General features: G+C 57.5%; 23 protein-coding genes. 15 read left to right on the top strand and 8 right to left on the bottom strand.

Annotated elements, in window-relative coordinates; translation table 11 throughout:
* Positions 1-133: 133 nt before the first annotated feature.
* Positions 134-1,390: an RNA-guided endonuclease InsQ/TnpB family protein gene (locus ACFR9U_RS20095; RefSeq protein WP_247381339.1), complete on the bottom strand. Its 1,257-nt coding sequence runs from the start codon at positions 1,388-1,390 to the stop codon at positions 134-136.
* 291 nt (positions 1,391-1,681) lie between these two features.
* Between ACFR9U_RS20095 and ACFR9U_RS20100 the strand changes: the two genes are divergently transcribed.
* Positions 1,682-4,267 carry a PD-(D/E)XK nuclease family protein gene (locus ACFR9U_RS20100; RefSeq protein WP_247381337.1) on the top strand — a complete coding sequence of 862 codons (2,586 nt, stop codon included), beginning with the start codon at positions 1,682-1,684 and terminating at the stop codon, positions 4,265-4,267.
* A complete protein-coding gene (locus ACFR9U_RS20105; RefSeq protein WP_247381334.1) occupies positions 4,260-7,085 on the top strand; it encodes a UvrD-helicase domain-containing protein in 2,826 nt (941 codons plus the stop codon). Before ACFR9U_RS20100 ends, ACFR9U_RS20105 begins: the two co-directional genes overlap by 8 nt.
* A gap of 960 nt (positions 7,086-8,045) precedes the next feature.
* Here the strand turns inward: ACFR9U_RS20105 and ACFR9U_RS20110 are convergent.
* Positions 8,046-8,417, bottom strand: a complete 372-nt coding sequence (locus ACFR9U_RS20110; protein ID WP_379815026.1) for a hypothetical protein — start codon at positions 8,415-8,417, stop codon at positions 8,046-8,048.
* Between the two features lie 159 nt (positions 8,418-8,576).
* On the opposite strand from ACFR9U_RS20110, the gene ACFR9U_RS20115 reads away from it, so the two are divergent.
* Positions 8,577-10,133 (top strand): McrB family protein, encoded by a 1,557-nt coding sequence (locus ACFR9U_RS20115; protein WP_379815028.1) that lies wholly within the window; start codon positions 8,577-8,579, stop codon positions 10,131-10,133.
* A gap of 1 nt (position 10,134) precedes the next feature.
* Positions 10,135-11,379, top strand: coding sequence for an McrC family protein (locus tag ACFR9U_RS20120; protein ID WP_247381331.1), 1,245 nt, complete (start codon positions 10,135-10,137; stop codon positions 11,377-11,379).
* 435 nt (positions 11,380-11,814) lie between these two features.
* Here the strand turns inward: ACFR9U_RS20120 and ACFR9U_RS20125 are convergent, their stop codons facing one another.
* On the bottom strand, positions 11,815-12,450 hold the full coding sequence (locus ACFR9U_RS20125) for a DsbA family oxidoreductase (RefSeq protein ID WP_247381329.1): 636 nt from the start codon (positions 12,448-12,450) through the stop codon (positions 11,815-11,817).
* 1,229 nt (positions 12,451-13,679) lie between these two features.
* Between ACFR9U_RS20125 and ACFR9U_RS20130 the strand changes: the two genes are divergently transcribed.
* Complete coding sequence (locus ACFR9U_RS20130; protein ID WP_247381328.1) at positions 13,680-14,219, top strand: winged helix-turn-helix domain-containing protein; 540 nt, start codon at positions 13,680-13,682, stop codon at positions 14,217-14,219.
* On the top strand, positions 14,219-14,731 hold the full coding sequence (locus ACFR9U_RS20135; RefSeq protein ID WP_345893422.1) for a hypothetical protein: 513 nt from the start codon (positions 14,219-14,221) through the stop codon (positions 14,729-14,731). The genes ACFR9U_RS20130 and ACFR9U_RS20135 overlap by 1 nt, the downstream gene beginning before the upstream one ends.
* Before the next feature lie 127 nt (positions 14,732-14,858).
* Here the strand turns inward: ACFR9U_RS20135 and ACFR9U_RS20140 are convergent, their stop codons facing one another.
* Complete coding sequence (locus ACFR9U_RS20140; RefSeq protein ID WP_247381323.1) at positions 14,859-15,032, bottom strand: hypothetical protein; 174 nt, start codon at positions 15,030-15,032, stop codon at positions 14,859-14,861.
* A 126-nt stretch (positions 15,033-15,158) separates the two neighbouring features.
* Between ACFR9U_RS20140 and ACFR9U_RS20145 the strand changes: the two genes are divergently transcribed.
* Positions 15,159-15,578, top strand: coding sequence for a hypothetical protein (locus ACFR9U_RS20145; RefSeq protein WP_247381321.1), 420 nt, complete (start codon positions 15,159-15,161; stop codon positions 15,576-15,578).
* 187 nt (positions 15,579-15,765) lie between these two features.
* Here the strand turns inward: ACFR9U_RS20145 and ACFR9U_RS20150 are convergent, their stop codons facing one another.
* Positions 15,766-16,107 carry a DUF7344 domain-containing protein gene (locus ACFR9U_RS20150; protein WP_247381319.1) on the bottom strand — a complete coding sequence of 114 codons (342 nt, stop codon included), beginning with the start codon at positions 16,105-16,107 and terminating at the stop codon, positions 15,766-15,768.
* A gap of 253 nt (positions 16,108-16,360) precedes the next feature.
* Between ACFR9U_RS20150 and ACFR9U_RS20155 the strand changes: the two genes are divergently transcribed.
* The 6 genes from ACFR9U_RS20155 (at position 16,361) to ACFR9U_RS20180 (ending at position 21,180) form a co-directional block, all read left to right on the top strand.
* A complete protein-coding gene (locus ACFR9U_RS20155) occupies positions 16,361-16,624 on the top strand; it encodes a HalOD1 output domain-containing protein (protein ID WP_247381317.1) in 264 nt (87 codons plus the stop codon).
* A gap of 429 nt (positions 16,625-17,053) precedes the next feature.
* Entirely contained in the window at positions 17,054-17,875 is an 822-nt protein-coding gene (locus ACFR9U_RS20160; RefSeq protein ID WP_247381315.1) for an IS5 family transposase, read from the top strand.
* Positions 17,876-18,021: 146 nt separating this feature from the next.
* Positions 18,022-18,711, top strand: coding sequence for a helix-turn-helix domain-containing protein (locus ACFR9U_RS20165; protein ID WP_247381314.1), 690 nt, complete (start codon positions 18,022-18,024; stop codon positions 18,709-18,711).
* Positions 18,712-18,785: 74 nt separating this feature from the next.
* Positions 18,786-19,130 (top strand): DUF7344 domain-containing protein, encoded by a 345-nt coding sequence (locus tag ACFR9U_RS20170; RefSeq protein WP_247381313.1) that lies wholly within the window; start codon positions 18,786-18,788, stop codon positions 19,128-19,130.
* A gap of 97 nt (positions 19,131-19,227) precedes the next feature.
* Positions 19,228-19,743 (top strand): hypothetical protein, encoded by a 516-nt coding sequence (locus ACFR9U_RS20175; protein WP_247381312.1) that lies wholly within the window; start codon positions 19,228-19,230, stop codon positions 19,741-19,743.
* A 30-nt stretch (positions 19,744-19,773) separates the two neighbouring features.
* Positions 19,774-21,180 (top strand): transposase, encoded by a 1,407-nt coding sequence (locus ACFR9U_RS20180; protein ID WP_247381311.1) that lies wholly within the window; start codon positions 19,774-19,776, stop codon positions 21,178-21,180.
* A gap of 52 nt (positions 21,181-21,232) precedes the next feature.
* On the opposite strand, the gene ACFR9U_RS20185 is transcribed toward ACFR9U_RS20180, so the two are convergent.
* Both ACFR9U_RS20185 and ACFR9U_RS20190 read right to left on the bottom strand, forming a co-directional pair.
* Entirely contained in the window at positions 21,233-21,730 is a 498-nt protein-coding gene (locus ACFR9U_RS20185) for a hypothetical protein (protein WP_247381310.1), read from the bottom strand.
* Positions 21,731-22,015: 285 nt separating this feature from the next.
* Positions 22,016-22,495 (bottom strand): hypothetical protein, encoded by a 480-nt coding sequence (locus ACFR9U_RS20190; RefSeq protein WP_247381309.1) that lies wholly within the window; start codon positions 22,493-22,495, stop codon positions 22,016-22,018.
* A gap of 1,078 nt (positions 22,496-23,573) precedes the next feature.
* Between ACFR9U_RS20190 and ACFR9U_RS20195 the strand changes: the two genes are divergently transcribed.
* The gene (locus tag ACFR9U_RS20195; RefSeq protein WP_247381308.1) at positions 23,574-24,203 is read left to right on the top strand and encodes a hypothetical protein; all 630 of its coding nucleotides are present in this window, start codon (positions 23,574-23,576) and stop codon (positions 24,201-24,203) included.
* 63 nt (positions 24,204-24,266) lie between these two features.
* On the opposite strand, the gene ACFR9U_RS20200 is transcribed toward ACFR9U_RS20195, so the two are convergent.
* Positions 24,267-24,815, bottom strand: coding sequence for a hypothetical protein (locus ACFR9U_RS20200; protein ID WP_247381307.1), 549 nt, complete (start codon positions 24,813-24,815; stop codon positions 24,267-24,269).
* 129 nt (positions 24,816-24,944) lie between these two features.
* Between ACFR9U_RS20200 and ACFR9U_RS20205 the strand changes: the two genes are divergently transcribed.
* Complete coding sequence (locus ACFR9U_RS20205; protein ID WP_247381306.1) at positions 24,945-25,151, top strand: hypothetical protein; 207 nt, start codon at positions 24,945-24,947, stop codon at positions 25,149-25,151.
* The last annotated feature ends 23 nt before the right edge of the window (positions 25,152-25,174 follow it).

Raw genomic sequence — 25,174 nt, forward strand, 5'->3', positions numbered from 1 at the left:
ATCGATAGTGGCGGTCTCGATCTCCGGTGTGGTGTCGCTGTGAGCCTGAACGACCCTGTGACGCGCCGCCATTCATCAGCGAATTGATATTCTCACCCGCCTGAAGGCGGGGTGAATCCCGAGCGTTGGGATATTAGGGTTTGCAGTCTGCCTGTTCTTGTGGGTGGAACGCACCCGTTGTTGTATCGAACAGGTAGACTCCTGGCCGTGCCAAGCGACCGTTACTCATATCCCCAGTTGGGGGAGTTTGAGTTATCTTTCGGCGGATGTTCACCGCACCGTTTACATCTGCGTTCATCGTGGTGTCGCACGACTTACAGACGTACAGCCCACGCTCGACGCGGTTGCTGTCACGGATCTGCCCACAACACGAGCAGGTTTTCGACGTGTTTTCTTCGTCAACCCGATCCACGAGGATACCGTGTTCTCCGGCTTTGTATTCCAGCAGGTCGGTAAAGCGGTCGAACTCCCAGCCGTGGAGTTTCTTGTTGCCAGACTGTCCCCAATCCCGAGAGTCGCCGTCGTCGTTCTCCCGAATATCGCTCAAGTCGCCCACGGCAATCTTCTCGACGCCTTCCTCAACGCACCGCTGGACGATGTGTTTCGACAGCGTATGCAGGAAGTGGTCTTTCCGCCGCGAGAGTTGCCGGCGAGCGCGGCGTGCCCGCTTTGACGGGCCGTTCTCGCCTTCGGTCTGGTACTCCTCGCGGGTGAAGTAGTGTTTGTCCTGCTTGAGCCGGTTGCCTGGATACAACTCACTGGGGCCATCTTCGTAGTCGATTGCGAGATAGTTGCTGATCCCGAGATCGATCCCGGCTACGTTCTCGCCGGGAGCGTCCTCGACGGGAATCTGCTTCTCGCACACGAGATGTAGTTCCCAGCGGTCGCCGTTCCAGACTGCTCGCACCTGCTGGATGTTCTCGACAGTCACGTCCGGTCGAGTTTCATATTCGGCCAGGATGAAATCCGAGCGCCCGTCTTTCAGATTCCAGCCTTTCGAGAGGCGAACCTGACCGTGCTTGGTGTCGTGTTTGATGCCTTTCTGTTTCCACGTCACAGTCGAGCGTGGGTGTCGGTCGCCACGTTTCCGGTAGCCTGGTGGGTTGTTGCCGTCGTCGGAGTTGTACCAGCCGGTGAACGCCTCAGCAAGCTCTTCGAAAACTCGCTGACTTGACTGAGAATGCAGGTCACTGTAGCGTTCGTGGCCTTTCAACTCCGACTTCAGCTCGGCTTCGTCGGGTATCTCACCGTCGTCGTCCCACCGGCCCTGGATGTAGTAGCGGCCAACGTTCCACAGTTTCGATGCTGCAAACCCGCAGGCGTCGAGATCGTCACGAACCTGCTGGTGATTCGTGATTTTCGCAACGTAAGTGCGGGTCGTCTCCAGCATTAGACTGTGTTAATAACCAGTTATGGTACAAAGTATATTAAAAGAACTGATTGGCGGTGGAATATCCAGCCGTGTTGTAGCCAGTGGATTGTTGCTCACCGTGTCGGCTTCATCACCCGCCTGTTCGTCGTTCGGTTCCGACTGCAAGCGTCGGAACACTCCCTCCTCACGGGAAGGCGGGTGTATTCGCCTCGAATCTGTATAACTGTTCGGTAGCCTGTTAATCCGACCGTGCACGACCATCGAAGGTTCCAGAGTCAGATTTATGAGGTGTCTATTTGATGTGATTATGTGCCACTTTCGAGGGCGAGACCGATAGATGATCTCTACGCGGCGGTCGCAGAGTACGAGTTGGTGCTCGTACCCGATGCGCCGCTTGCGAGTGCGTTGAATCGCCGGCTTGATCGCCCGCATCTCGGAACGTTCGCGACGACGCCGCGGCGCCTCGCAGCCGGGCGACGCGAACAGGCCGAGGACAGACTCGCGTTTCTGGAACTGATCGAGCAGACGGAGTTGAGTTGGAAGCAAGCGTCGTATATCGTCGGGAATATTCTTCAGTGCTGGGAGTACCAGGGGTCGAGTCGTGCGATTCTGGAGTACGACGGGTATGCGGATGCGGCGACGGAGACGGCTGTCGAGCATATTTCGTCGCTGGACACGACATCTCGGCGGTTGAGCAGGTACCAGATCGACGATGATTGCGATCTTGCCGTCGTGGGTATCGAACAGTTCACGCCGCTGGAACGGTCGATTCTGCCCGACGAGTTCGACATGTTCTCGCCGTTGACCGAGGAGGAGTTCGATCCGGCGCCGTTCCACGTGTTCGACTCGACAGCAGGTATCATCGATGCTGTCGTCGAAGCGATCACCGCAGACACTGCTGAGGATGTCGCGGTGGTGCTCAACGGTGGCAGCGAGTATTCTGCACTCGTCGAATCTGCGTTGGAAGCCGAAGATATCCCGTTCTACGGTGGCCCAGGCTTCATCGACGACCCTGATCACCGCACGTTCCTGCAGTTACTGCGAGCGGCTCACAACGGAAGTGATACGCGCGTACGCTCGATGCGGCCGCTGTTGTCCCGGCTCGGATTGTCGATCGATATCGAGCACGACGAGAAGCGGCTGCACGAGCTGGATGCGCCAGCCGCCGCGTGGGTTTCGGAGTTCAGTGACGACATTCACGAGCATACGTTCGGGTCGGCGTTGGACGAATACGAGGGGCAAACGGGCGTCGAACTGCCTGATTTCCGCGAGGAACTGTCGCGACTCGGCATCGCTCATGACAGCGTAACCGACGCGGGCGTTGACCGCCTGGCGTTCTATCTTCAGACGTACGAGGTTCCCGTTGATCGAGAAAACGAGGGCGTCCTGCTTGCCGACGCAAGTGCAGCGGCGTTCGTTGACCGGCCGGTCGTATTCTATCTCGGACTCGACGATTCGTGGACACAGACGCCACCGCGGCGCCCCTGGATCGAGATGGACGATCAGTACCAGCGGAACATCCGGCAGTTCCAGTTGCTTCTCCAGAACGGTGTCCAGCAGTACTACCTCGTGCAGGATACGCGTGGCGGCGACCCGATCACGCCGTGCCTGTACTTTGAGGACTTGCTGGAGGAGGACATCGACCGATTCTCTGACTTCGCGCACACTGTCCACAACCGGACGTTTCAGGATCTGGGGAACGGGTTCGAGAAACACGCTCTGGATGTCGAACCTGAATGGATCGACGCGATCAGTCAATCCAGTATGAACAGTTACGTGAACTCGCCGCGCGACTACTTTTTCAGTAAAATCGTCCAGTCGCCCGACAAAGACTACTTCAAGGAAGGCAATCTGTTCCACGACTTCGCGGAGTTCTACGTAAATCACCCCGACGCTGTCGATGACGGCACCATCGACGAAGTTGTGGATGTCATGCTGGACGAGGTACGCCCGTTCCTGCGGTCAGTCGATGCTGATGTTCACAGGACGGAGTACCGACTGGGCCTGGAAACGATCGTGCAGTACCTGGACGAGAACGAACCGGCAGCCGATGACCTTCCGATAGATGGCGGGTCGTCGAGTTGGGGGAATTTCTTCGCGGAGTACTTCGACCGGACGATCGACTCGTCGCTCACGGAGCGCTGGTTCAGTGACGACGACCTCGGGATCAAAGGGAAAATCGACCTGATTCACCGCCCGCATCGCTTGCTTGACTACAAGAGCGGGAGCAAGAAACGCGCGTCGCAGGTGGTGAAAGGCGCGGCGATGGATCCGCCCAGTGACAAGCCTAACTTTCAGGCGATTCTGTACCTCGCGTACCTCCGAACGCTGAATCCCGACGAGCAACTCGAATTCCGGTTCTTCCACTTCCTCGAAACACTCGACGATGCGGTCACTGGCACGCTCGACTTCGAGGACACGCTGACGACGATCCCGTACCATCCCACCGAATTTACACCGTACGTGCGGTCCGAGGCGATGTTCGAGCGGTTACTCGACGATGGGTCCAATGCCTGCCAGAAGACACTCTCGAAAGCATCGTACGCGGATTACGCTGCGGTGTTCGAGGACCACGACCTGCCGGACACGCGAGACAGTGACGAACTGATCGACTCGGCGTTCGGCGCGGCACTCGAAGCACGACTGAAAGACGCTGTCGGCGACTACAAGTACGTCGAGAAAGGCTGTAAACAGATTCTCCGCGAGTTCTCGCGACTGCGGTCACGGAGGTTTTTCGTCGATGACCTCGACGCGTTCGAGGAGTTCGTTGACGAGTGCCTCGTGGAGGTGAATCGGCGACGTGCGGGCGAGGAGCGCTTCCCCATCGATGGCCCTGGTGGCGAGCCGAACTACCGCTACGTGGATAACCGCGACCTCCTGCTCGAAGATGACTGACACTGACCTGACGCCGAACGACCGACAAGAAGAGCTGATCGAGAGCATCGACGGGCTGTACAAGGTGGACGCTGGTGCGGGCACCGGGAAGACCTTCGCCGTGACGCGCCGCTACGCGCGGATCGTCGAGCAAGAGACCGTCACCCCCGAAGACGTGTTGCTGGTGACGTTCACGGACAACGCGGCCACCGAGATGAAAGAGCGCATCGTGTTACACTGCCAGTACGGGATGCGCGAACTGGCCGACGCACCCATCCAGACGTTCCACTCGCTGTGTCACGACATCTTGCAGGAACACGGGCACGACGCGCCGACGCACCTGGGGATCGATGACCACATCACTGGCTCGACGCAGATCATCGAAGACGAGATCGTCGAGCACGCACTCTTCCGCGAGTTCTTCGCCCGCTTCAGCGACGCGCATCCCGAACACGAAGCGCTGCTGAAGATCGTGTCCGACGAGACGAGTCTGCTTGGCCTCATCAACAAGCTCGCTGCGAAAGGGGTGTTCCCGACCGCGGACGGCTGGTATCGCGACGGCGAGCGCCACCTCGACGGCGATTTCGACGCTTTCCAATCGTTGTTCGCGGAGGTGAACGAGCCACAAAACGGAGGGAGCAAACAATCAAGACTGCGGTCCAAGCTCAATGACTACGGGAAGAACAAGCTCTACCTGCCGGATGCACCGCCGAAAGACGAAATCCGCGGGTCCGGCAAGCAGATCCCGGCGAGCGTGGCGGAACGTGTGTTCGAGGAGGATCGCTCGGCGCTGAAGTCGTTCGTCCACGATATCTACTACAAGTATCTCGAGTTCGCGCTGTCACGGAACTATCTGAATTTCGGGTTCCTCCAGCTGTTCGCGTTCGTGTTGCTGTGGGAGGACCACGAGCTTCGAGAGGACATCGCGTTCGAGTACGTAATGATCGATGAGTTCCAGGACTCCTCGGAGATTCAGTTCAAACTCGCGTTGTTGCTCGCGAGCACGGACAACATCTGTGTCGTCGGTGACTGGAAGCAGAGCATCTACAGCTTCCAGTACGCCGAAGTCGAGAACATCGAGGAGTTCGATGCGCGACTCACCCGATTCGCCGACGAACTCAACGACGGCGCCAACCGCGTGTCGTTCCCGGTTGACGATGTCGAGCCGATCCGACTCGAGCAGAATTATCGCTCGACACAGACAATCCTCGATTTCTCTGAAGAAGCGCTCGTCACATCGGCCGGGAAGTACGACAGCGTCGATGAGTCCGAGGTCGATATCCAGTCGCTGTCCTCGAATAGCGAGCACGATAATACACAGATCGAAGCTATCCAGCACGACGACGAGCACGAAGCGGTGCTGACAAAGATTCAGGAGATTCACGAGAACCCCGAGTACAAAATCGAGGAAGATGGCGAGTTGCGGCTGCCGAGCTATGGGGACATCGCGGTGTTCACGCGGACGCGTGATTTCGGTCGGGAACTGCTGCACGTCGCTGAACAGGAGGAGTTCCCGATGGCCTACGAGGGCGGCGTGGAGTTGTTCCGGACGGACCCCGCGAAACTCCTGCTGGCATGGCTCCGCATTCTCGAATACGACGCCGACCGCGGCTGGGCGGTCGTCCTCGAACGCGCCGGGTACACACTCGACGAAATCAAACACATCCTCGACGCTGAATCGTACCCCGACGAGATGCTCGCGTTCCGTGACCAGCTCACTAAACTGGACACCGTCGGTGGCATCACCCGGCAAGTGTTCTCAAAGTACGGGTACACTGGCGCGTACGCCGACGTGCTGCTCAACACGATCCAGTCCGTCCACAGTTCGACGACGCTAACCCGCGGTGACCTGATCCGGTTCATCGAGCGCGGTATCGAGACTGGCAGCACGCACGAGGTCCATACGGGAGCCGGGACGGATTCGGTCACAGTGCAGACGATCCACGCCGCCAAGGGCCTCGAGTATCCGATCGTGATCCTCGCGAATATGAACAGCGGGCGGTTCCCCCCGCGAAGCGGCGGGAGTAGCCCCGTTTCGTATCAGGACCCGATCGGTCTGCGTCAGCGCAAACTCTTCGCCGAAGCCCACGGCCACCCGCACATCTACGACAACTGGAAGATGGACGTTCTCAGGCGCTGCCTGCCGCGTGACTACGACGAAGAACGCCGCCTGCTCTACGTGGCGATGACACGCGCAGAAAGCCATCTCGTGTTCTCGAGTGGCGAGGACCCGAACACGTTCCTCGAGGAACTCCCCGTCGAGATCACCGAGTACCCGCCGCAGTTAGACGACGTGGGCCGGCCAGCCACGGAACAGACCCAGTTACAGGTCGCGATTCCCGAGCCAGAGGGACCGCAGGGGTACACGCCGCACTCCTTGATGAGCGACGATGTATTCGAAGACGTTGAGGAAGGGCGTGGCACGGCCTTCGGGACGCGCGTCCACGAGTTTGCGGAACGCTACGCGCTCGGCGAGGACATGACACCGTCGAATCCAGATGAGCAGAACGTGCAAGCGCTCCTCGATTCGCTGTCCGGTGAGTTCCGCGTCGAAGAGGAGGTATATCTCCCATTGTCAGTCGGTGGTGACCAGGTCACGATTTCAGGGGTGGCCGACCTCGTGCACGTCCTGCCCGACCGTGTCGAGATTATCGATTACAAGACCGATCTGGGACGGCACGGTGAATCCGAGTATCGAAAGCAACTCAGTGTGTACTATCACGTCGTCGCGGACGCCTATCCCGACCGCGACATCACCGCGTCGATCTTCTACACGAACGAAGACACCCGCCGCGAAATACAGCCATTGTCACGAGCAGAGCTCGAAGAAATCGTATAACTCAGCCATGCTCGCGTCATTTTTGCCCGTGGTCATACACAGAGCAGATCGCGGCGTCGTCCACTTGAGCTTCACCGGCCGTGGTGAACACCTCGCAGAGCTACGCGAAGCCGTCAAAAATGCAGTAGCCGCGGATATGCGGTGTGAGCGAACGAGTCAGTCTGGGTCGATTGCAATCGACGTCCCTGCATTCGATGATCTTTCCGACCCACCCTCACAATCGAGTGCTGCCACAGACCCACTCGAAGCCGCATTTCGTCTCCTCGACTGGGAACAACAGCATCGGAATCTGTGGAAGGCTACTCCCTCAAATTAATCACACGTCCCACTATCGTGAATAGCACATTATCGGCTCAAAGTCTGTCTCTATGAGATTGCATCGATACTCAAAGACTCGAAAAGATCAGGAGTCAGAAAGGTATTTCATACAGCCGGGTATCATCTCAATCGATGTACACGGCGTTTCCGGTCGGTGAGTTTATTTTCGATGGAGACGCGCTCCAGACGGCGTACAATAAGCTGGCACAGGTCACCACGGGGGCGGAAGACGAGTATTCGGCTGCCGCGCTTCGGGCGCTGATAGAGTTCTTCGGTGACTGGGGGCCCGAGCGAGTGGATTCAGTAACCGCGACGGCGACACAGGGATTGGATGGATTGAGTGATGCCGAAAAGCGCGACCTCTTCGAGCAGTGTTGTACTGAGCTCTCGACGCAGTTGCACGAAGAATATGGCCACGATGTTGAGGCCGGCGACATTCGAAAGCTAGCGGCGTTTCTCGCGGAGCCGGATGGGTCGCCAGCGGTCGCTGAATTCCTGCTGGAGTATCTCTGGATCTTCGCCGAACAGCTTGATCAGTATGATCCGAATTCGGATGATGCAACCGATATTCAAGAGTTCTTGAATGCGATAGAGAATCTTCCAACAGCGTTCTTGAGAGCTAAACAGGAGTATTACGGGGAATCACAGAAGGTCAACCACGTTCGGTACGAACTGCTGGACCGCTTGCAGGACGACACAGTGACTGTCGAAGAACTCGACGACATCAAGCAGCGTGAACGGGCCCAGTTCGATCAAGACGTATTCCGTAACTGGCGTAACTTCACAATTACCGGGCAGATATATTTCGACTATTTCCTCCCACGCATCAACGCGTACCTCGACCACTTCGCCGAATACCTTCGCCAAGAACTCGGCTTGAAGGACCACCGGTACCACACGGTCAATTTTGCTGATCCTCAAAATTACGTCTCTGACTTCACATGGCTGGCTATTTACCCCGGTGAAGACACCAGTGGTCAGAGTGATGAGTATCAGCTCTTCGTCGGGATTCATGGCGACCGAGTTTCATATGGGCTTCACGTTGGGCAGAATCTTCGAGACGAAGACGAATGGAAACGCAATCGCGATCTCGAGCAGTTCAAAGACCGCAACCAGCTCTCGATCGACGTAGTCGTCGAGAAACTTCGGGGCGTCACCGACGAGTACCGCAGGTTGAACGGTCTCGACGTCGAAATCGAGACGCCCGACAAACCTACACAAGCGGACGAGATCGAACGGCAACTCGATGCGAAAAAACAGGTGGTGTTCTACGGGCCGCCGGGGACTGGGAAGACGTACATCGCCAAGGAGTTCGCCGACTGGTGGGTACACGAGAACACTGAGGGTACTCCGCGTGACGATCAGGTGCAGGCGGTCACGTTCCACCCGTCGTTCTCGTACGAGGATTTCCTGGAGGGGTTATCAGCGGATGCGACAGAGTCTGGCGCGGTCGAATACGAGATCGACGACGGCGTCCTGAAGCGGATTGCCGACACTGCCGCCGACGCGTACCGCAATGCTGACTCGCCTGCAAGCGCGCCGCCGTACGTCCTCATCATCGATGAGATCAACCGCGGGAACCTCTCGCAGATTTTCGGCGAGACGATCACGCTCCTGGAGAGTGACAAGCGCGAGTCGTTCACGACACAACTGGCACATTCCGACGAGTCGTTCTCGCTCCCACCGAATCTGTACCTGATCGGGACGATGAACACCGCCGATCGGTCGATCGCGCTCGTCGATGCGGCGCTCCGACGCCGGTTCCGCTTCCTTCCGTTCCCGCCGGACACCGACGTACTCGCCGACCATCACGGATTGGACCCGACTGCGCTTCCCGACGAAGCACGGGAGGCTGACGATCGGTTCGAATCGTTGCTCGCGTTGTCGATTCGAGCAATCGAAACGATCAACGACAACATCACCGACGCACCGGATCTCAGCAAGGGGCAGCAAATCGGCCACTCCTACCTGTTCGGTGTCGAAACTGTCGATGGGATCGTCGATGCGTGGCGGTTCGACATTCTCCCCCTGATCGAAGAGTACTACTTCGGGCAGTTCGACCGGATTCGGCGCCACCTGTTCGATGGGGCTGGCGACGCGGTCGTCAACTGGGATGATGAGCGGATACGACAGTTCGGTGATGCGGCGCTCGCGTCGTTCCTGATGGAACTCACAGAGCTGGATACCGACTACGAATCCAAGTCCGTGGATTCGGTGGCCTCACCAGGCGATTCACGATCACCGTCACCGACGTATCCGGAGTTTCTCGGTGCTCTCAATGAAGAACTCTACGAGGAAGTTGGCGACACGCTGAACGCAGATTCACCCGAGGAGATGCACTACAACTCTGATTTCGAACGTCTTACACTCGGGCTCAAATCCGCACATCCCGATCATCCAGACACGGACCAAATCAGATACACCTTCCAGCCGCGGGTGCATCTGGACGATCCGGTTCTGCAGGTCGGCGTGCACGTCCTGGACGAGGAGATGCACGAGGTCATTGCCGGACTTCGTGACGCGATCCCCGAGACGTTCGAGTACTACGAGGGTCACAAGTACTCTGCGATCAAGGCCGAGTGGTCCGAGTCAGTCGCTAACCCACACGATCTGGATGGCGAGGCGTTCGCCGAAGCACTCGACGACGAGACGTTTAACGAGGCGAAACAGGCACTGGTGACGCTGATCGAGACGCTTCATCCTGAATTCGTGAGCGCTGAGACACCGTAATATGGCGACCGAGAGTCAATCCGGGCCCGACGAGATTACCCTCTCCGAGCATGACTCGACAGCACCGCTGTCACTCTCAGAAGCGGCGCTCGATGCACTGGAGGACCTGAACGCTGAGACGACGAAGCTTAGCGTGCAGTACATGCGCGATGGGCGGGTTCAACTGAGTTCGTCGCAGTACGTCGGGGCTGTTTCCCTACCTGACGGCCCGCTGGTCCGTATCCTGCCCAAAGCTGCCGGGACGAACTTCCTCTACTTGCTTCGGTACGCCCACGGCGTTACTGCTGACACGATTGACAGAGAGACCTCGGCGACGAGTGGGGTTTCGTTCGTCGATGCACTTGCCGCTTTATTCGTGGCGGAACTCGATACGGTGTTGCGTCGTGGTCCGAGCAAGGAGTACAAACGCGTCGGCGCAACCGAGTCACAGTTGCGCGGTCAACTCGACCTTCCGCGGCAGGTGCAGCGACAGGGTCCGATTGGAACTGATTTCGAGGTCAATTACGATACGCTCACCACGGACACAATCACCAACCGGGCGATCTACCAGGCTGCCCGGCGGCTGACAACACTGGTCGCCGACGACGGGCTGGCGAGTACGCTCCACCGGCAACAACAGCAGCTGAGACGGTGGGTGTCGGAACAGCCGGTTCGACCTGCCGCCGTCGCCCGCGTCGAAACCACGCGGTTGAACGCTCACTACGACACACTATTGTCGCTTGCCGAGCAGATTCTCCGCAGCAGCTACTTGGAGGACTTCTCGGCGGCCGACTTCGCCTCGTATGGGCTACTCGTGAACATGAATACGGTCTTCGAGAAAGTCGTCGAACGTGCTGCACGCGACGCTGTCGCTCACCGGAACGGATGGGACGTTGCAAAGCAGTCACGGATTGAGCCCGTCGTTACTGGGGGAACACCGTCCGTGAACATGTATCCCGATTTTGTACTCTTGGAGGACGGCGATGTTCGACTCGTCGGCGACGCCAAATGGAAGACGAATTCGATCAGTCAAAGCGACATCTACCAGATGACCTCCTACCAGCTCTCCAACGAAGTCCCAGGTGTGCTGGTCTACCCTGAGCACATCGATGAGACAACCGTCGCAACGGAGTATCACGTCCATGCCGCGGACAGTGAACTCGATTTCCTCGTTCGCGAGCTCCCGACTGCACAGAGTGGTTCCTTCGATGACTTCATTGACGGGCTCCAAGACAGCATCCACGAGACGATTACTGCACTTGTCTAGGTTCGAGGAAATAAGATAAGTCGCTCTACTTGTAAGTGAGTTTGAAACGAACGAATTGGAAATCGATCACTACTGTCAAGCGTCGGAACCACCGCTCTGGCAGGGAATTTACGATTCACTTAAGTCCGCCAGTTCGACCATCGAGGGCAGCTGTTGGACACTCGTAGCGCCGACTGCCTACTCACCGCTGATCTCCTGGGCATCCCAATGGCCAGCTGTGGACCGACGCCAAGGGTGCGAGCACCCCGTCCATTTTGAAAGCACCCGTCAAGCGAGCCGTGCTGGAGCGTGGGGACGCGATCGACCGCCTCGACCACCTGGCCGCAACACGGGACTTGCTCAGGGCATCCATCCTCTGGCGGGCACGACAGCTGCGGGTCGGTCCCGATCGTCGGTCAGCACGGCTCGAGCCGGCCCCGATCGACCCCGAACCGTTCAGGCTCCGTCGACCAGGGCCGCGAGCTCGCCCGGGGACGCCACACCACTCGTCGTGGTCTCGCCGGAGGCGAACGTCGGCACGCCGGAGACGCCCCGTTCCTCCGCCGCGGCAAACAGGTCCAGGACCTGGTCGCGGCGCTGCTCGTCCGTGACCGCGGTCCGGATCTCGGCCCCGTCCAGTCCGACGTCGTCGGCGAGTGCCGCCAACACGTCGACGTCGCCGATGTCCCGCCCGTCGACCCAGAGCGCCTCGAACAGCGCGTCGTCGAACGCGGCCCACTGATCGGGGTGCTCGGCATCGACGTAAACCGACGCGACCTGCGCGTCGAAGGAGTCGACGTTCTTCGGCCGCTCGTCGAGGGCGAGCATCTCGTCGGCGTCGAGGGTGTCCTGCAATCGCGTCACCTTCTCGCGGACCTGGTCCATGTACGAGTCGCTTTTGGACACGTCCATCGACTGATCGAGCTCCCCGTCGGGCCCGCGTTTGTAACTACGCAGATCGTACGGGTGCCACTCGACCGGGACCGCCTCGTCGCGCCCGTCCTGAAACGCCTTCAGTGACTGCTTCCCGAGATAACAAAACGGACACACGTAATCCGAATACACCGTGATGTGATCGTCGCCGTGAGTCATCACACGGGGTTGGCCACTCGACAAAATAACTCCGTCGTTGCTGTTGCAGACATGGAATTTCGAAAACATTGAACAAGCGCCAGGGGTCAGGCCGCTCGGGATAGTTGCGCCCCACCGCTGTTCAACAGCACTCTTCAGGAATCGAGCCCCGCCAAGACGGGTGTTCGTGTCGTCTCGGCCGGCAACTGGATCTTCACACACGGCGATTTCGTCCGGAAGAAACCCGGTATCATCGGGTGCACGCCGAGTGTGACACCCCAGGTCGCGACGGGGACGACGACCGCGCGACACGCCACACCGATCACATACCGCACTAGCGCGTCTGTACTCCCGGAATCCGTGTGTGGAAGCTGCACCACTGGGCGTGGCGCCTGGGACTGGACCATCGCTCGATTCTTCACACACGGTCGCCGTCTGGCGATTCGAACCGAGTGTTGAACGCCCCATCTGTCGGGGCGCGCTTGGGAATCGGCGTTTCCCGACGTAGACGGCTAGCACTGCTCGATATCGAGCCGTTCGCACCGCGCTCGCCAACCGGTCGCTCGCTCACACACGTCGGTCACACACGGGTAGATCACAGCGGTCACCGTCTTCTTCCGGACGTTTCAGCCGTGTGTGAACTCGCCGTACGTCGCAGACAGGACAAGAGCGCGCCGATCCAGGCATCTGTGTCGCTGAAACGCGGTGTGGACACGAAGTGGATTGCGGGGATGGCGCCGGTCACACACAGCGTGCGTCAGGGAGACTGCGCCATCGAGCGACGCCGCCCGCTCTCGCCCTCCTCCCGCGCGGGTTTGTGTGGACCAGACAGGACTACCGTGATCTACACTGTTACCGTTCCGGACGAGCGCCCCAACGATCCTGGCTCGGCTGGCGGTATTCTCCCGGCCTCGCCCTCACAGTCCGCCAGGCCCGCCTGTGGGCCATCTGCTGGATAACTCTGCCCAGACTGACTGAGAGACGCTGGGCGGTCATGAGAGTCTCCCGAGCCGGTGCAGGTCACCCCACCCGAGACAGCGAACACGGGACACTGAGACGGAGACACGCTTCCTCGAATCACTCTGACAGCGACGCAAATACCACGGCACTGCGTATTGCGATGGATCCCGAATCTGGGTATTTCCTCGATGAGTTGCTCCACCAGCTAGACGACATCGACTGGTGACTGTCCTTCATATATTTGGAGCGGGCCAAATTATTTGAACCAGCGGAGCCAAGGGACAGTATCAATGCCCGACTCGAATCAGGGATCGTGGTCTGAAACTCTCAGCGGCCGGGAACGCGTTCGCCACGTCGTCGAGTTGCTCGACGAGCCGACGCCAGTCCAGGAGATTGCCGACCGGGCAGACGTCTCACGAACGACCGCGGACGACGAGCTCCAGCGCCTGGCGAGTGACGACTGGGTCACTGAAACGACCGTCGACGGGATGAAAGCATACGATCTCAATCCGGTTCGCATGCTCTTCGACGAGGTGACGACCCTCATTGATGAGCACACGCGAGACGAACTGGAGCGCCAATTGACGGACCTCACGGCCGAACAGGAGGACTTAGCCGACGAGTACGACGTCGACTCACTCTCGGACTTCCGAGATCAACTCGCCGACGCGGAGCTCTCAGCCGAGGAGCTTCGTGAGCGTCGCAACGTAATCGCGACGTGGGAGGCGATCAACACGGAATTACGCCTCGTCAAGCACGCCCTCCAGTTATACGGTGACGTCGTTGAACTCTCCTCGCCACGGACTGATACACCCTCCTCGTTTGCCTAATGGTCGTCTTTCTCGCAAACCGGGCCAACCTGCAAAGCAAGCGGCTCCACGATCGGATCCAGAATCGACTCAGCGCCGACTTCACTACCGTTCGTCGCCGGCGTGCCGAACCGCGAGAGGCTGGTCCGTACCGCGTCGTTGTCGACGTGAATCCGCGACGATTCCTCGACAATGATGGCTATCCAGTAACCGAGGCGCGGATCGAAGCCGGATTCCAACTCCAGACCGGACGCACGTACGAGTACTACTGGTTCAACTGGATCGAGCCAGCCCGAAGTCTGCTGGTTGGCTGGCACCAAGACGATACCCACGATGATCTCGGCCCAGTCCATCTCCAGGTGAATGACGGATCCACGGCAGTGGATCACCAACGGGCCACATTCATTGATACCCATCCCCTTGATGTCGTCGAGCAGCGGCTTGAGTCACTTCCAGCGGCCATCGCTGCTGTGCAGTGGGATGATGACCGGCCGGTTGGATTCGACGTGTCTCCGTCAGTTAGTGACCAGTAACGCTACCATCGATGCGTCGCGCTCGCACCTTGTTCTTCGTGATGACTGTTTTCTGCTACGCAGTCACTGCCTCGATATATCCGTCGAGGAATGCCTCTCGGCCTGTGAGGCATATCTGGCCTTTGAGTTAGAACAGTGGTGAGCCCGCGGCCGGCCCGCGGTCGCGCAGCGGGATCGCGGTGCCGGTGCGGTGGCGCCAGGTCGGGAGGGCCCGCACAGACGACCACGCGAACGCGAGCGGCTCACGGGTCGTCCCTCCCCACTCGCGTTCCGAGGGTCTCCCCGTGATCGCGTCTCGCACCGCTCGCACCTCGCCGGCCTCGCCCGCACAGTCCGCCAGGGACCTGGGCCATCTGCTACATCGCTATCCGTCTCCAAGCGACGCTGGACGACAGCGTGGGTCGCCGAGTTCGCCAAGACGAATCACATGCGGCTGTGTGCGGCCGCACGGAAGCTCCGCGTCGAACTCGGGTTGGACGTGCCACTGGTGCGCCAGGACGTCATCAAGACCCTTCTGGATGGCCTCAACATCGGCGACGGGGGCACGGCTGTCCGGACGTGGCGGCTAGCGCGGCACCTGCTCGCGATCGCCGACGAACAGGAGGTCGGGTCGGGGACACCCCGGCTGACGGTGGCGGCGGCCGCGGTCTACACGGCCGATCGGCTAATTGACGGCAAGCAGTGGACCCGCCAGGCCGTCGTCGACGCCGCCACCCCGGAGGTCGAACTGTCGGTAAACAAGGTCGCGCGGTATCATCCCCGGCTCTACGACGCCTACGTGGACACCCACGGTAGCGACGATCCGAACGCCGTGCTCCAGCCCGACGCGATGATCACCCTGGAATAGACTCCCTGCGTCCCTTTTTTGCGCAGGTGTTGAGCGCGCCGTGGCGGCGGTGATGAACACTACGACCGCTGTCGCCGCGTCGGCGGTAACTACGGCTGGTATGAGTGGTGCGTTCCACGACGCACGGACCTGCTCCCGTTCACCGCTGACGCTCCGAGCTTACCCGGCAGTCAGCAGGCGGCGTCGCTCAGACGTCTCTCGTTGACAGATATTCCTGAATCTCTTCGAGTGTCGAGTCGCCGCGATATCGAACGGTTGTTGAGCGCGCATCATAGTCCACCACCCCGTTTGCAGCCAGCTTTGGGAGCGTCCGATGATGCAGCTGGATTTTGATCTCCCTGAGCGACGCAGCTCCGTCGTCGCTCTGTTCGCTTCTGACATACTCGGCGAGCTCTGTCAGTGAGATGGTTTCTTCCGCTGTGTTCATGAAGAACTCTATAACTAACCGGCGGTACTTTGACGACAGTCCAGCCAAGACGCGAGCGATCGAATTGTCGTCTCTTGGCTCATCGTGTGATGTTCCAGACATTAGTTCCCCACCCGTTATCAGTTATCATGTCTATCGATAGTTAATGTTATATTTTGGGATTGTATTCCCTCGTTTTGAAATCGCGGACTGAAAAATGCTGATGAGGACGTGTGGCGAGTCGGTTTTCCCCAAAGACGGATCCAGTCACAATCCAAACGAATCTGCCCGCAAGTTATCACATCTAATTATAACTGCTCGCGGCCCTGTATTAAACGTCAAAAGTACTATACGAAACCCTGATGAGTCATCTTGTATGGACAAATCGGACGGCTGTTGCCAGACCGATACGCGGCTGTCCCCGTCTCGGAAAGTCATCCACGAAACTGCAGCGCGGAAGGACGTCGCCCCCACTGACCTGCCGCCGCTTCATCGTGTGATTGACCCTGACGCGTTAGACGCGCTTTTCGATCCGACGGTGAATGCCGCTCGAATGGATGGGACAACTACCTTCGAATACGCTGGGTACGACGTCACAGTACATGCAGACGGCTACGTTGAGGTTACCCTCGAAGAGTAGGTGCTAGCGGCTTCACACCGCCATGCTCTCCGAACACGCCGTCGGCTTCTCTGCAGCCGACTCGCCGGACGATCGGCAGTGTCGACGCTGCGTCCAACTTTGGCTACACTCGTCGACCCCGAGACCCCAGTCGGGGGCTCATTATCGGCGCGTGAACCGGCATGGGAACGCCGACCCAGACATTGTGTTGCAGTCCGACGTGGCGATCACCCTGGAATAGGCTCCCTGCGCCCTTTTTTGCGCAGGCGTCGAGCGGGCCGGGGTGGTAGGGGCAGACACTCCGGGTGGTATGAAATCGCGTCAGAGAACGCTTCCTGCGGAATTCTTGAATCGAGTCAGTACAGGGAAACAACATAGCACGCCAATTTGGTATCGGAGGCTCTGTTGAAATCCTCAGTGGGTTACACGTTCGCCCGATAGTTTGACCAGATGCAGTCCCTCCCCAAGTCGCGGTTACTCCGGTTCGTCGAGCAGGCATTCCACTTGGCTCAACGAGCTGTCGCCCGCTACTCCTCAAAGTTCTCAAAACGACGCTACACACTCCACCAGCACATCGTTCTACTCTGTCTCAAAGTTCGGAAGAACACGACGTACCGGACGCTTCTCGATGAACTCATCGAGATGCCTCGCATTCGGAGAGCTATCAATCTGGACGAACTCCCTTCACCCTCAACGTTGTGCAAAGCGTTCAACCGGCTCGATATGGCAGTCTGGCGTGTCCTGCTCAACCTCTCGGTCACACTCCTCCCGACCAACGGTGTAGTCGGGATTGATGCATCTGGATTCGACCGCAGTCACGCCTCGAAACACTACACGAAGCGCACGAAGCTGACTATCCAGCAGTTGAAAGTCACACTTCTCGTGGACACGAAAGCGAATGCTATCATCGACTTACACGTAACAACGACACGAAAACACGACTCCCAGATCGCGCCGTCGCTCATCAAGCGCAATGCCGACGAAGTGGCGGCTCTGCTCGGAGATAAGGGGTATGACGACCAGAAGATTCGTGCGTTAGCCCGTGAAGAAGATGTTCGTCCGCTCATCAAGCACCGAGAATTTTCGTCGCTCCACAAGGCATGGAACGCTCGCCTGGAGACCGACCTCTACGGCCAACGGAGTCAGAATGAGGCGGTGAACTCCCGTCTCAAACGGAGATATGGGGCATTCGTGCGCTCACGACATTGGTGGAAGCAGTTCCGTGAACTCGTTGTCGGCTGTCTCACTCACAACATCGATAAGACACTCTGAACAGCGAGTATAGATGAACGATGGAGCGAACCAAGTCGTGACATCTCTGGTTCTTGTCAGAAGCGCCGTGACCGAGACAGAGGATGCCTGTAGCAGAGTGGGATCTACAGCGGTAAGGTCTATGCCGCTGGGCGTATATCTACAGTATGAGTGTCGTCGCCGAATTCACTATAGATGCTGATCAGTTTCAACTCGGTGACGCCCTCTCGGGCGTAACGGATATGGCCCTCGAACTTGAGCGGTGTGTCCCAACAGGATGCCTTGCTCACCCATTCCTTTGGGCCACCACAGAAGAAGACCTCGACGAAGTGGTGGAAAGGTTTGAAACGCAACTCCTCGACTGTCCGCATGTCAGGGAAATCATAGCCCTCGATAGAATAGAAAACGGAATATTCTACCGAATCTCGTGGACAGATCCGACAGAGGATGTTATCGATGCGATCATTCAATCAGAGGCGACTATCCTCCGAGCACGCTCCGAGCAGGGAACGCGATGGGAGTTCAGCGTTCGGTTTGTGAATCACGATAAGTTGGCCTTGTTTCAAAACATCTTGGCCGAACACGAGGTTAGAATCTGTATCGACCGTATCTACACGTTCGCCGAGGAGACCGACCACCGACGACAGTTCGATCTTTCGCTCGAACAACGGGAAGCGTTAGTGCTCGCGGTTCAGCGAGGCTACTTTGCGACGCCGAGCGACGTGAGTCTCGACGAGTTAGCGGCCGAACTCGGTATTACAAAACAGTCGGTCTCGGCCCGAATCCGACGTGCAAACGAGAAAGTTCTCGAAACGACGTTGCTCTCCTCGACAGTTGCGGGGAGGGGCAGTGATTGACTCCCATGATATATAAAAAGGCATGACTCGTCAGTGAACGCCCTTACCCGTAGTTGCTCAGGACTACATCCTGTATGGCAAAAGACGAGCCGACCTCGACGGACGAGACATCACTAAGTGAGGTCTTCGGGGTGCTCACCAACGGAACCCGGCGACAGATGCTCTTGGAGTTGGCCGATCACAATCCACGCACTGAGGCTGAATTCGAGGGCGAAGAATTCGCCGCAGAGGGAGACAATCTCGATTCGCTCAAAATCAAACTCTATCACACTCATTTGCCTGCTCTGGCAGACGTGGGGTTCATCAACTGGGACTCCCAGACTGGGACAATTACCCGCGGACCCCGCTTCGGTGAAATTGAGCCGCTTCTCACGTTGATTGACAACCACCAAGAAGAACTCCAGACTGACTGGCCGTAATCCACCAGCGTCGTTTGGATTTAGCGTGTCAGACCGGAATGATTTCAACAAGGCCGTATCGGACAAAATCAGCTAAGAGGAGCATCTGCCAGAGTAGATGCCACGAGCTACAGAAAAAAGGGGGTCAAATAATGTACTGATAGAGCGTGCACGGAATATGCATCGGAGTCAACTCAAGCGTATCCTCGAGTTTTTCGTCATAGGGATCGTATTCGGTGTAACCGAAGACATTCTTGCAGTCTTGATTGCGACTGGTGCAGAACTTACATTTGACATCGTTGGAGTGGTAATCCTGATTGCAATCCCATTTGCTATTATTTCAGAACTCATTGTTGACCATCCAAAGTTCTTGGCTTTCGACAGAATATCGATGTTAGTGAATTCGTCAATTTTCGGTCGCTCTAGTATCCAAAACAGGAATACGCCCGGTAATCTTCAGGAAGAGACTGCTCCGTGGCCACACCATCAGTATCACTGTGATATCTGTAATATCGAGTTTGAAACGGGAGCATTACAGAAGTTCAAGGAGAAAGCCCACGATCTTCAGTCGTGGGATGAATCCGACACTCCGACACGCAAACCACCGGACATAGCCGGGATGCGACCCCAATAGTTATCTAGTTTCTTGCCGAAGCAATCCCCTGTGAGCGACCAACCACAGCGAACAAATACATACACTGCTGAACCGGACACCGACCGGTACAAGCAGGTAGTGTTCGACTGGTTGGCCGCCCACGCCCCACTCTGGAATCAAATCACCTACCGCCGCCGTCAACAGTACTTCAAAGAAGACGGTGACGTGTGGGATGCTGACTACACCGACCTCTACGACGAGTACGCACCCATTCTCGGCAAAGCCGCCTGCCAACAGGTCGCCCGAAAAAACAGTGAAGCGTGGCGAAGCCACTTCCGGCTTCTCGACAAGTATCACGACAAGAGCGATTCCACCGTCACGAAAAAACCAGAACCACCGGGCTACTGGGGCAACCGTAATGACGGCTATGAACTCCACGGACTCATCAGAAACGACCTGTACTCGTTCGACTGGAATGAAGACAAGAGCGTGTTAGAGTTCGGTGTCGGAGACGTACTTGAAGACCGATACAACTTCGACCACAACGAGCGGGTCACACTCGAAGTCAGAGGCAACCCACAGTGGAACGGTAACGATAGCCGGTTAGAACTCATTTACGACGAAGCGGCCAACACACTCTGTGTCCAGCATCCAGTCCGAATACGGCCAGACAAGCTCCAAGAGCAACGACTGGATGCCTACACTCATACACTCACACCAGAGAACACGAGTCGTGTAGCCGCTCTTGACGTAGGTGCAAACAATACACTGGCTCTTGTCACCGATCACGGCGAAACCAGTGTCTATCACGCCCGGCCCGAGTTCGAACGATTCCAGAGTCTGACCAATAGGATTGCTACACTGCAATCGGAACTACCAGATGACCAGTACACCAGTACGCAGATCCAACGACTGTACGACCAGCGGTCACGAAAACGTGACCACGCCAGAGACGCAGCAGTGAAACATGCTGCCGACTGGCTCCTCAAACATAACGTTGAGACGGTGTACGTCGGTGATCTAACTGACGTACTAGAGACACACTGGTCAGCAGAGGTGAACCAGAAAACCCACGCATTCTGGTCGCACCGGAAACTGGTCGAACGAATAAGACTCACGTTCGAAGACATCGGAATCACCGTCACAGAAGTGAGTGAACAAGATTCCAGCAGTGAGTGTCCAGACTGTGAAAGCAGTAATGTAGCTCGTGATGGTGATTCATTCCGGTGCCACGACTGTCACTTAGACGCGCACAGTGACCTTGTAGGGGCGTGGAACATACTCCAAAATCAAGTTGGGGTTGGGCCGATGGCTCGGCCCGCCGCCCTCGGTGCTGGAAGCCCGAGGGATGAACCCGAGAACCCAACCACGTGTGATGGGGCATACTGGCAGTGGAACGGGCACGATTGGACACCAACGGAGTGGGAACAGTCGCGCCCATCTGACCAACCCAGCATCGGCAAACCCGCAAGTTGACAGCCGGGGTAGACCCACTGGCCGGGTCGCCCACGGAGGAATCCCACGATCTTCAGTCGTGGGAGGAAGTCAAAGTCGTATCACTGGATGTTCCTGCTGCTGCTGTGGTCCAACCGTCTGAATTCTGGCGTTTGATCTCCCATTTATCGGGATTGAATTTGACTTGGTGACCCGAATGCTCATTGTGCAGGACGAATTCAACCGTTTCAATATGCACATCACGTGGATCTGGATTATAAATAGCCGTTGAGGCATCGAGATAGATCTTCTCCCACGCAGTATCGGTAACTGGCCAGCAGACAGTCCTGTCGACGGCGTTTGAAAATGAAGGGCAGTCGGTATCTGTGAACACGATCTCGGGGTTCTCACTCGAACTGCCGGTAGTGTCTTGATTTCCATTCGCTGTCGTTGTTTTTGGGGTCTCGGTGTCATTGCCCCCTGAAGTCAATGGAGAACTACGGGTTGGTGAAGTAGTGTTGGAGGAGGTCAAACAGCCTGCAATACCAACTGTCAGAGTACTAATTGAGGTGAGTAGCGTGCGACGCTTCATAGACTCCTGTTTTGACTGTTGAAATAAGGTGGTTTTCTACGTTCAAACAGTTGTTTTAGCTTTCTTCTATTGATCAGTTTGCACATGTAGTGAGTAGGTGATTCACCATCGGTCTGCGTGTAAGAAAGGCCTGCATCAAAACCCAAACTCCGAAACTGTGTATCATTGAGCCGCTCTGTATACCTCTCTCACTGTGACTTAACAGTTATTCACCACGGCAGAAAGGAGGGTACTTGGAAGAATGGCGCCGGTCCGAACCAGCCAGCGGGCGGCTGACAGCGTGGATTAGCCCTCGGACAGGTCCGTTACTGCCATTCCGATCCCGTATGCCAGTGAGACTAACGCGACACCGAACACGAGAAGCCACAATATAAGGATGAAATTAAACGGAACGGTTATCACTCCCTCGGGGAGGACGCGCTTGACTGCGATCTTATCTGTAACGATCGGGCGGTAAACCAGCTGGATAACCATCAGAACGAGTCCGGTAGTGCCACCGAAGGCGATCGTCCACCAACTCCCGCCATCGGAGGTGGTCTGTCGGAGGATACTGACATAGTCGATCATGAGCGTCACCCCGATGGCGTACAGGAGACAGATGGTAAGAGAGGCTACAGAATAATCCAGTAACAGAAAATGCGAACTTAGCCCCATACAGATCCCTACACCCCCGCCAACGAGCGCTGCTCGCTTCGTTGGCGGATTCCGAGTTGCCTTCTTGGATGCTGACGACGACGTGGCGTGGACCGATCGATCGGAGTTCATCTGACATTCACCAGTCGTTGACGGGGAAATCGGGTCGGCGAATCTCGTTCAATATTCACACCGGCGACTGCGGTCGGAAGAAAGTTAATTTTGATGACGGCGTTTCAATGGTAGATACAGCGGTCAGAACTGACAAGTCTCAATACGCCGTGATGATTGCAGCCTCTCCACTGAGCAAACAAGTCGGGACGCTACTATTGGTCGATAGTGCAGTGGATGTGCCTCTGTATCGGTGCGCCCGTTAGGCGCGTGCCTCTGAAGACTTCGCGGCGTGGGGATCCGAAGGTGACATTTGATTTCACCAGTCCAATTCTTGCATGGTCCCTGATCGATTGTCACGTCGTGACGCCCTCAGCCTGTCAGGTGTCGCTCTCGTCGCTCTCGCGGGATGTACGACAGGCTCCTCGGATGGCACTTCCACATCGACAGCGACTGAACGAGACTACGCACAGAGCGTGGACTCCCCAGAATCAATCACCGTCCGCAATCCACAGGGTACACCTGCTGTGCGCTCAACGGCGTATTCTCCGGGAGAAGATCTGTTTGAATCGTCGGCGACGTGGGACTACGAAGATTGGCTCGTGACGTCTCCCAGTGACCGAGATGCGCTCGAGTTCTCCCAGGCAACCACTGGTGGCGCGGCGGCGAGGGACTTCATCGCCGCCACTGACCTATCCGAAACCACGCTACTCGTCCATCAATACAATATCGGTAGCTGTGATACACGGCGGCTCACCCGACTCAAATGGAGTTCCGAGTTCAGCTGTGGCGATCTCGACTGCATTGGTATCGCTCTCCGCTACGACTCGATCGACCGAGAGGACGACTGCGACGGTCCGGAAGGCGACGAGAGTGACAGTCCACCATACAGTGAGGGCACACACGCCAACGAAACCACGTTCATACGGATTCCGGCTCAGATACAGTCGTATGGACGATTTAGCGTGCAGGTTTAGCAGAGAGTCGTTGCCCATCGGGAGTTTCACTGAGAGCCACTTTGCTGCTCTCTGCCATCGGAGACCAACGGGGAATCGAAGCCGACCAGAAAACACTTGTCAGACTGATAGTCATCCGACATATGCACTATTTCGATCGTCACCCCCGCCGAGCGCTGTGCGTTCTTGGTGCGATTTCTATTCTGACCGGCTACCTCCTTGGCGGTGAACTGTTCCACGGGTATTCGCAGTCGGTGAATGCCGTGCTGGTCCACGCTGGGGTATATGCACTGCTTCTGGCTGGGACGATGTCGCTGTGTGCACAGACGTCCATGCGAGGTGATCGCTGTGGTCTCGTCGCCGCTTTCCTTGCACTCGTTGTCCTGTATCCACTCGCAGTGGGGTTCATCTGGTACGATCTCGTGGTCACGCCCCCGCCATACTACAGCGGCAATCCAACACTCGTGAACATGGCGCGTAACCGCCTGGCATTTGTGCTTGGACTCGCTCCGATCACAGCCGGTTTCATCGCCGGTGCCTCCCTGGCAACGCCCCGAGAAGAACGGTCACTCGTAGTCCCGATACTCGCCATCGCACTGGTCATCGGTGGCCCCATAATGGGATATTCGCTGGCTGTTCAAGGTGGGGCACATGGCGGCTTTGCGATGCTATTCTACCTCCTCCTCGCACTGGGTGCTGGGATTGGCTCACTCCCACTCGCACTCTTCGCAAAGCTCGAATATGACGCTCACAGCGACGAACAGGGCTCGTGATCGAACGACACTCTCGCACCTCCTCTGGCCACGATGGCATTCCGCAGCCCGAACAAAGGCTGCTTACCGTTTGTGTAGCCTCGTATTGATCGCTGACACCACATTGGCCAGTGTCATGTCGGTCCACGGGTCGAGCCAGAGGCCAAGGCCAATCAGTAGGTAGCCAGCGATCACTGGTGGAAGTGCAAAAAATGCGCCACAGCGATCGCCCGAGAGGACAACCGCCAGTGTGCTGATGGAGCCATGGACTCGCTTCGAGGAGAATTCGATAGTCGGTTCCTGGGAGAGCGCTTGGCCTGCCGTCAGGCAATAGCCACCCCAGGTAAACAGCGAGAACAGAACGAAGCCCAAGCCAAGCCCGAGAAGCGTAGCTGGAACCGTCCAGTTTGGCAGGTAAAGCGCACCGACGCCCACAGCTCCGATGGCAGCGATTACAACGACGATCGCCAGGTATAACGGCTCGACCGGGAGCGCCGGGCCGGTGCCGTCGATGAAATGGAGGGAATACCAGGACGCACTCAACAGCGCGTATTGAGCCGCTGCCAAAACGCTAAGCGCACAGCACACCATCGTGAGCCGAAGATACTGCAATGTCTGCGGCGGCTCTGCCATCCTCACGCACATGATTCCACACGAACACAAAGCTACTGGTATTGCTGGACGCCGTGAATACCGGTCGTCTCACTCGGTCGTGATGGGCACTACGTCTACGTCAATAGCCGCTGACACAGTTCGTGGGCGATGTGGGACTCACTCGAACCGATCCTGCTTGGAGAACACTGGCGAGCAATCCTTCTGTTTGTCGGGCTTGCGATCATTGCAGTGGGGCTCACCTATGATCTCGCCGAACTGCTCGACGTGCTGGGAGTGTCTCCTACCGAGCCAGCATGGATCATTCTCCTTGGCGGAATAATGCTGATTCTGCGGAGAGACGGAACTGAGAGATAACAGACGGTCGTTACCGTGCCTGA

The sequence above is a fragment of the Halorientalis brevis genome (assembly GCF_042678165.1).
Lineage (GTDB): Archaea > Halobacteriota > Halobacteria > Halobacteriales > Haloarculaceae > Halorientalis > Halorientalis brevis.

Excerpts from the sequence above, each read along its gene's own strand:
- ACFR9U_RS20145 (WP_247381321.1), top strand. The coding sequence starts at position 15,159 with ATGCGGCTGTGTGCGGCCGCACGGAAGCTCCGCGTCGAACTCGGGTTG.
- ACFR9U_RS20120 (WP_247381331.1), top strand. The coding sequence starts at position 10,135 with ATGGCGACCGAGAGTCAATCCGGGCCCGACGAGATTACCCTCTCCGAG.
- ACFR9U_RS20155 (WP_247381317.1), top strand. The coding sequence starts at position 16,361 with ATGGACAAATCGGACGGCTGTTGCCAGACCGATACGCGGCTGTCCCCG.
- ACFR9U_RS20200 (WP_247381307.1), bottom strand. The coding sequence starts at position 24,815 with ATGGCAGAGCCGCCGCAGACATTGCAGTATCTTCGGCTCACGATGGTG.
- ACFR9U_RS20125 (WP_247381329.1), bottom strand. The coding sequence starts at position 12,450 with ATGACTCACGGCGACGATCACATCACGGTGTATTCGGATTACGTGTGT.
- ACFR9U_RS20150 (WP_247381319.1), bottom strand. The coding sequence starts at position 16,107 with ATGTCTGGAACATCACACGATGAGCCAAGAGACGACAATTCGATCGCT.
- ACFR9U_RS20135 (WP_345893422.1), top strand. The coding sequence starts at position 14,219 with ATGGTCGTCTTTCTCGCAAACCGGGCCAACCTGCAAAGCAAGCGGCTC.
- ACFR9U_RS20190 (WP_247381309.1), bottom strand. The coding sequence starts at position 22,495 with ATGAACTCCGATCGATCGGTCCACGCCACGTCGTCGTCAGCATCCAAG.
- ACFR9U_RS20185 (WP_247381310.1), bottom strand. The coding sequence starts at position 21,730 with ATGAAGCGTCGCACGCTACTCACCTCAATTAGTACTCTGACAGTTGGT.
- ACFR9U_RS20175 (WP_247381312.1), top strand. The coding sequence starts at position 19,228 with ATGCCACGAGCTACAGAAAAAAGGGGGTCAAATAATGTACTGATAGAG.
- ACFR9U_RS20160 (WP_247381315.1), top strand. The coding sequence starts at position 17,054 with ATGCAGTCCCTCCCCAAGTCGCGGTTACTCCGGTTCGTCGAGCAGGCA.
- ACFR9U_RS20165 (WP_247381314.1), top strand. The coding sequence starts at position 18,022 with ATGAGTGTCGTCGCCGAATTCACTATAGATGCTGATCAGTTTCAACTC.
- ACFR9U_RS20195 (WP_247381308.1), top strand. The coding sequence starts at position 23,574 with ATGCACTATTTCGATCGTCACCCCCGCCGAGCGCTGTGCGTTCTTGGT.
- ACFR9U_RS20105 (WP_247381334.1), top strand. The coding sequence starts at position 4,260 with ATGACTGACACTGACCTGACGCCGAACGACCGACAAGAAGAGCTGATC.
- ACFR9U_RS20205 (WP_247381306.1), top strand. The coding sequence starts at position 24,945 with ATGTGGGACTCACTCGAACCGATCCTGCTTGGAGAACACTGGCGAGCA.
- ACFR9U_RS20110 (WP_379815026.1), bottom strand. The coding sequence starts at position 8,417 with ATGAATCCCGACGAAGAGCTGATACTCATCACTCTGACCACTGGTGTC.
- ACFR9U_RS20095 (WP_247381339.1), bottom strand. The coding sequence starts at position 1,390 with ATGCTGGAGACGACCCGCACTTACGTTGCGAAAATCACGAATCACCAG.
- ACFR9U_RS20130 (WP_247381328.1), top strand. The coding sequence starts at position 13,680 with ATGCCCGACTCGAATCAGGGATCGTGGTCTGAAACTCTCAGCGGCCGG.
- ACFR9U_RS20170 (WP_247381313.1), top strand. The coding sequence starts at position 18,786 with ATGGCAAAAGACGAGCCGACCTCGACGGACGAGACATCACTAAGTGAG.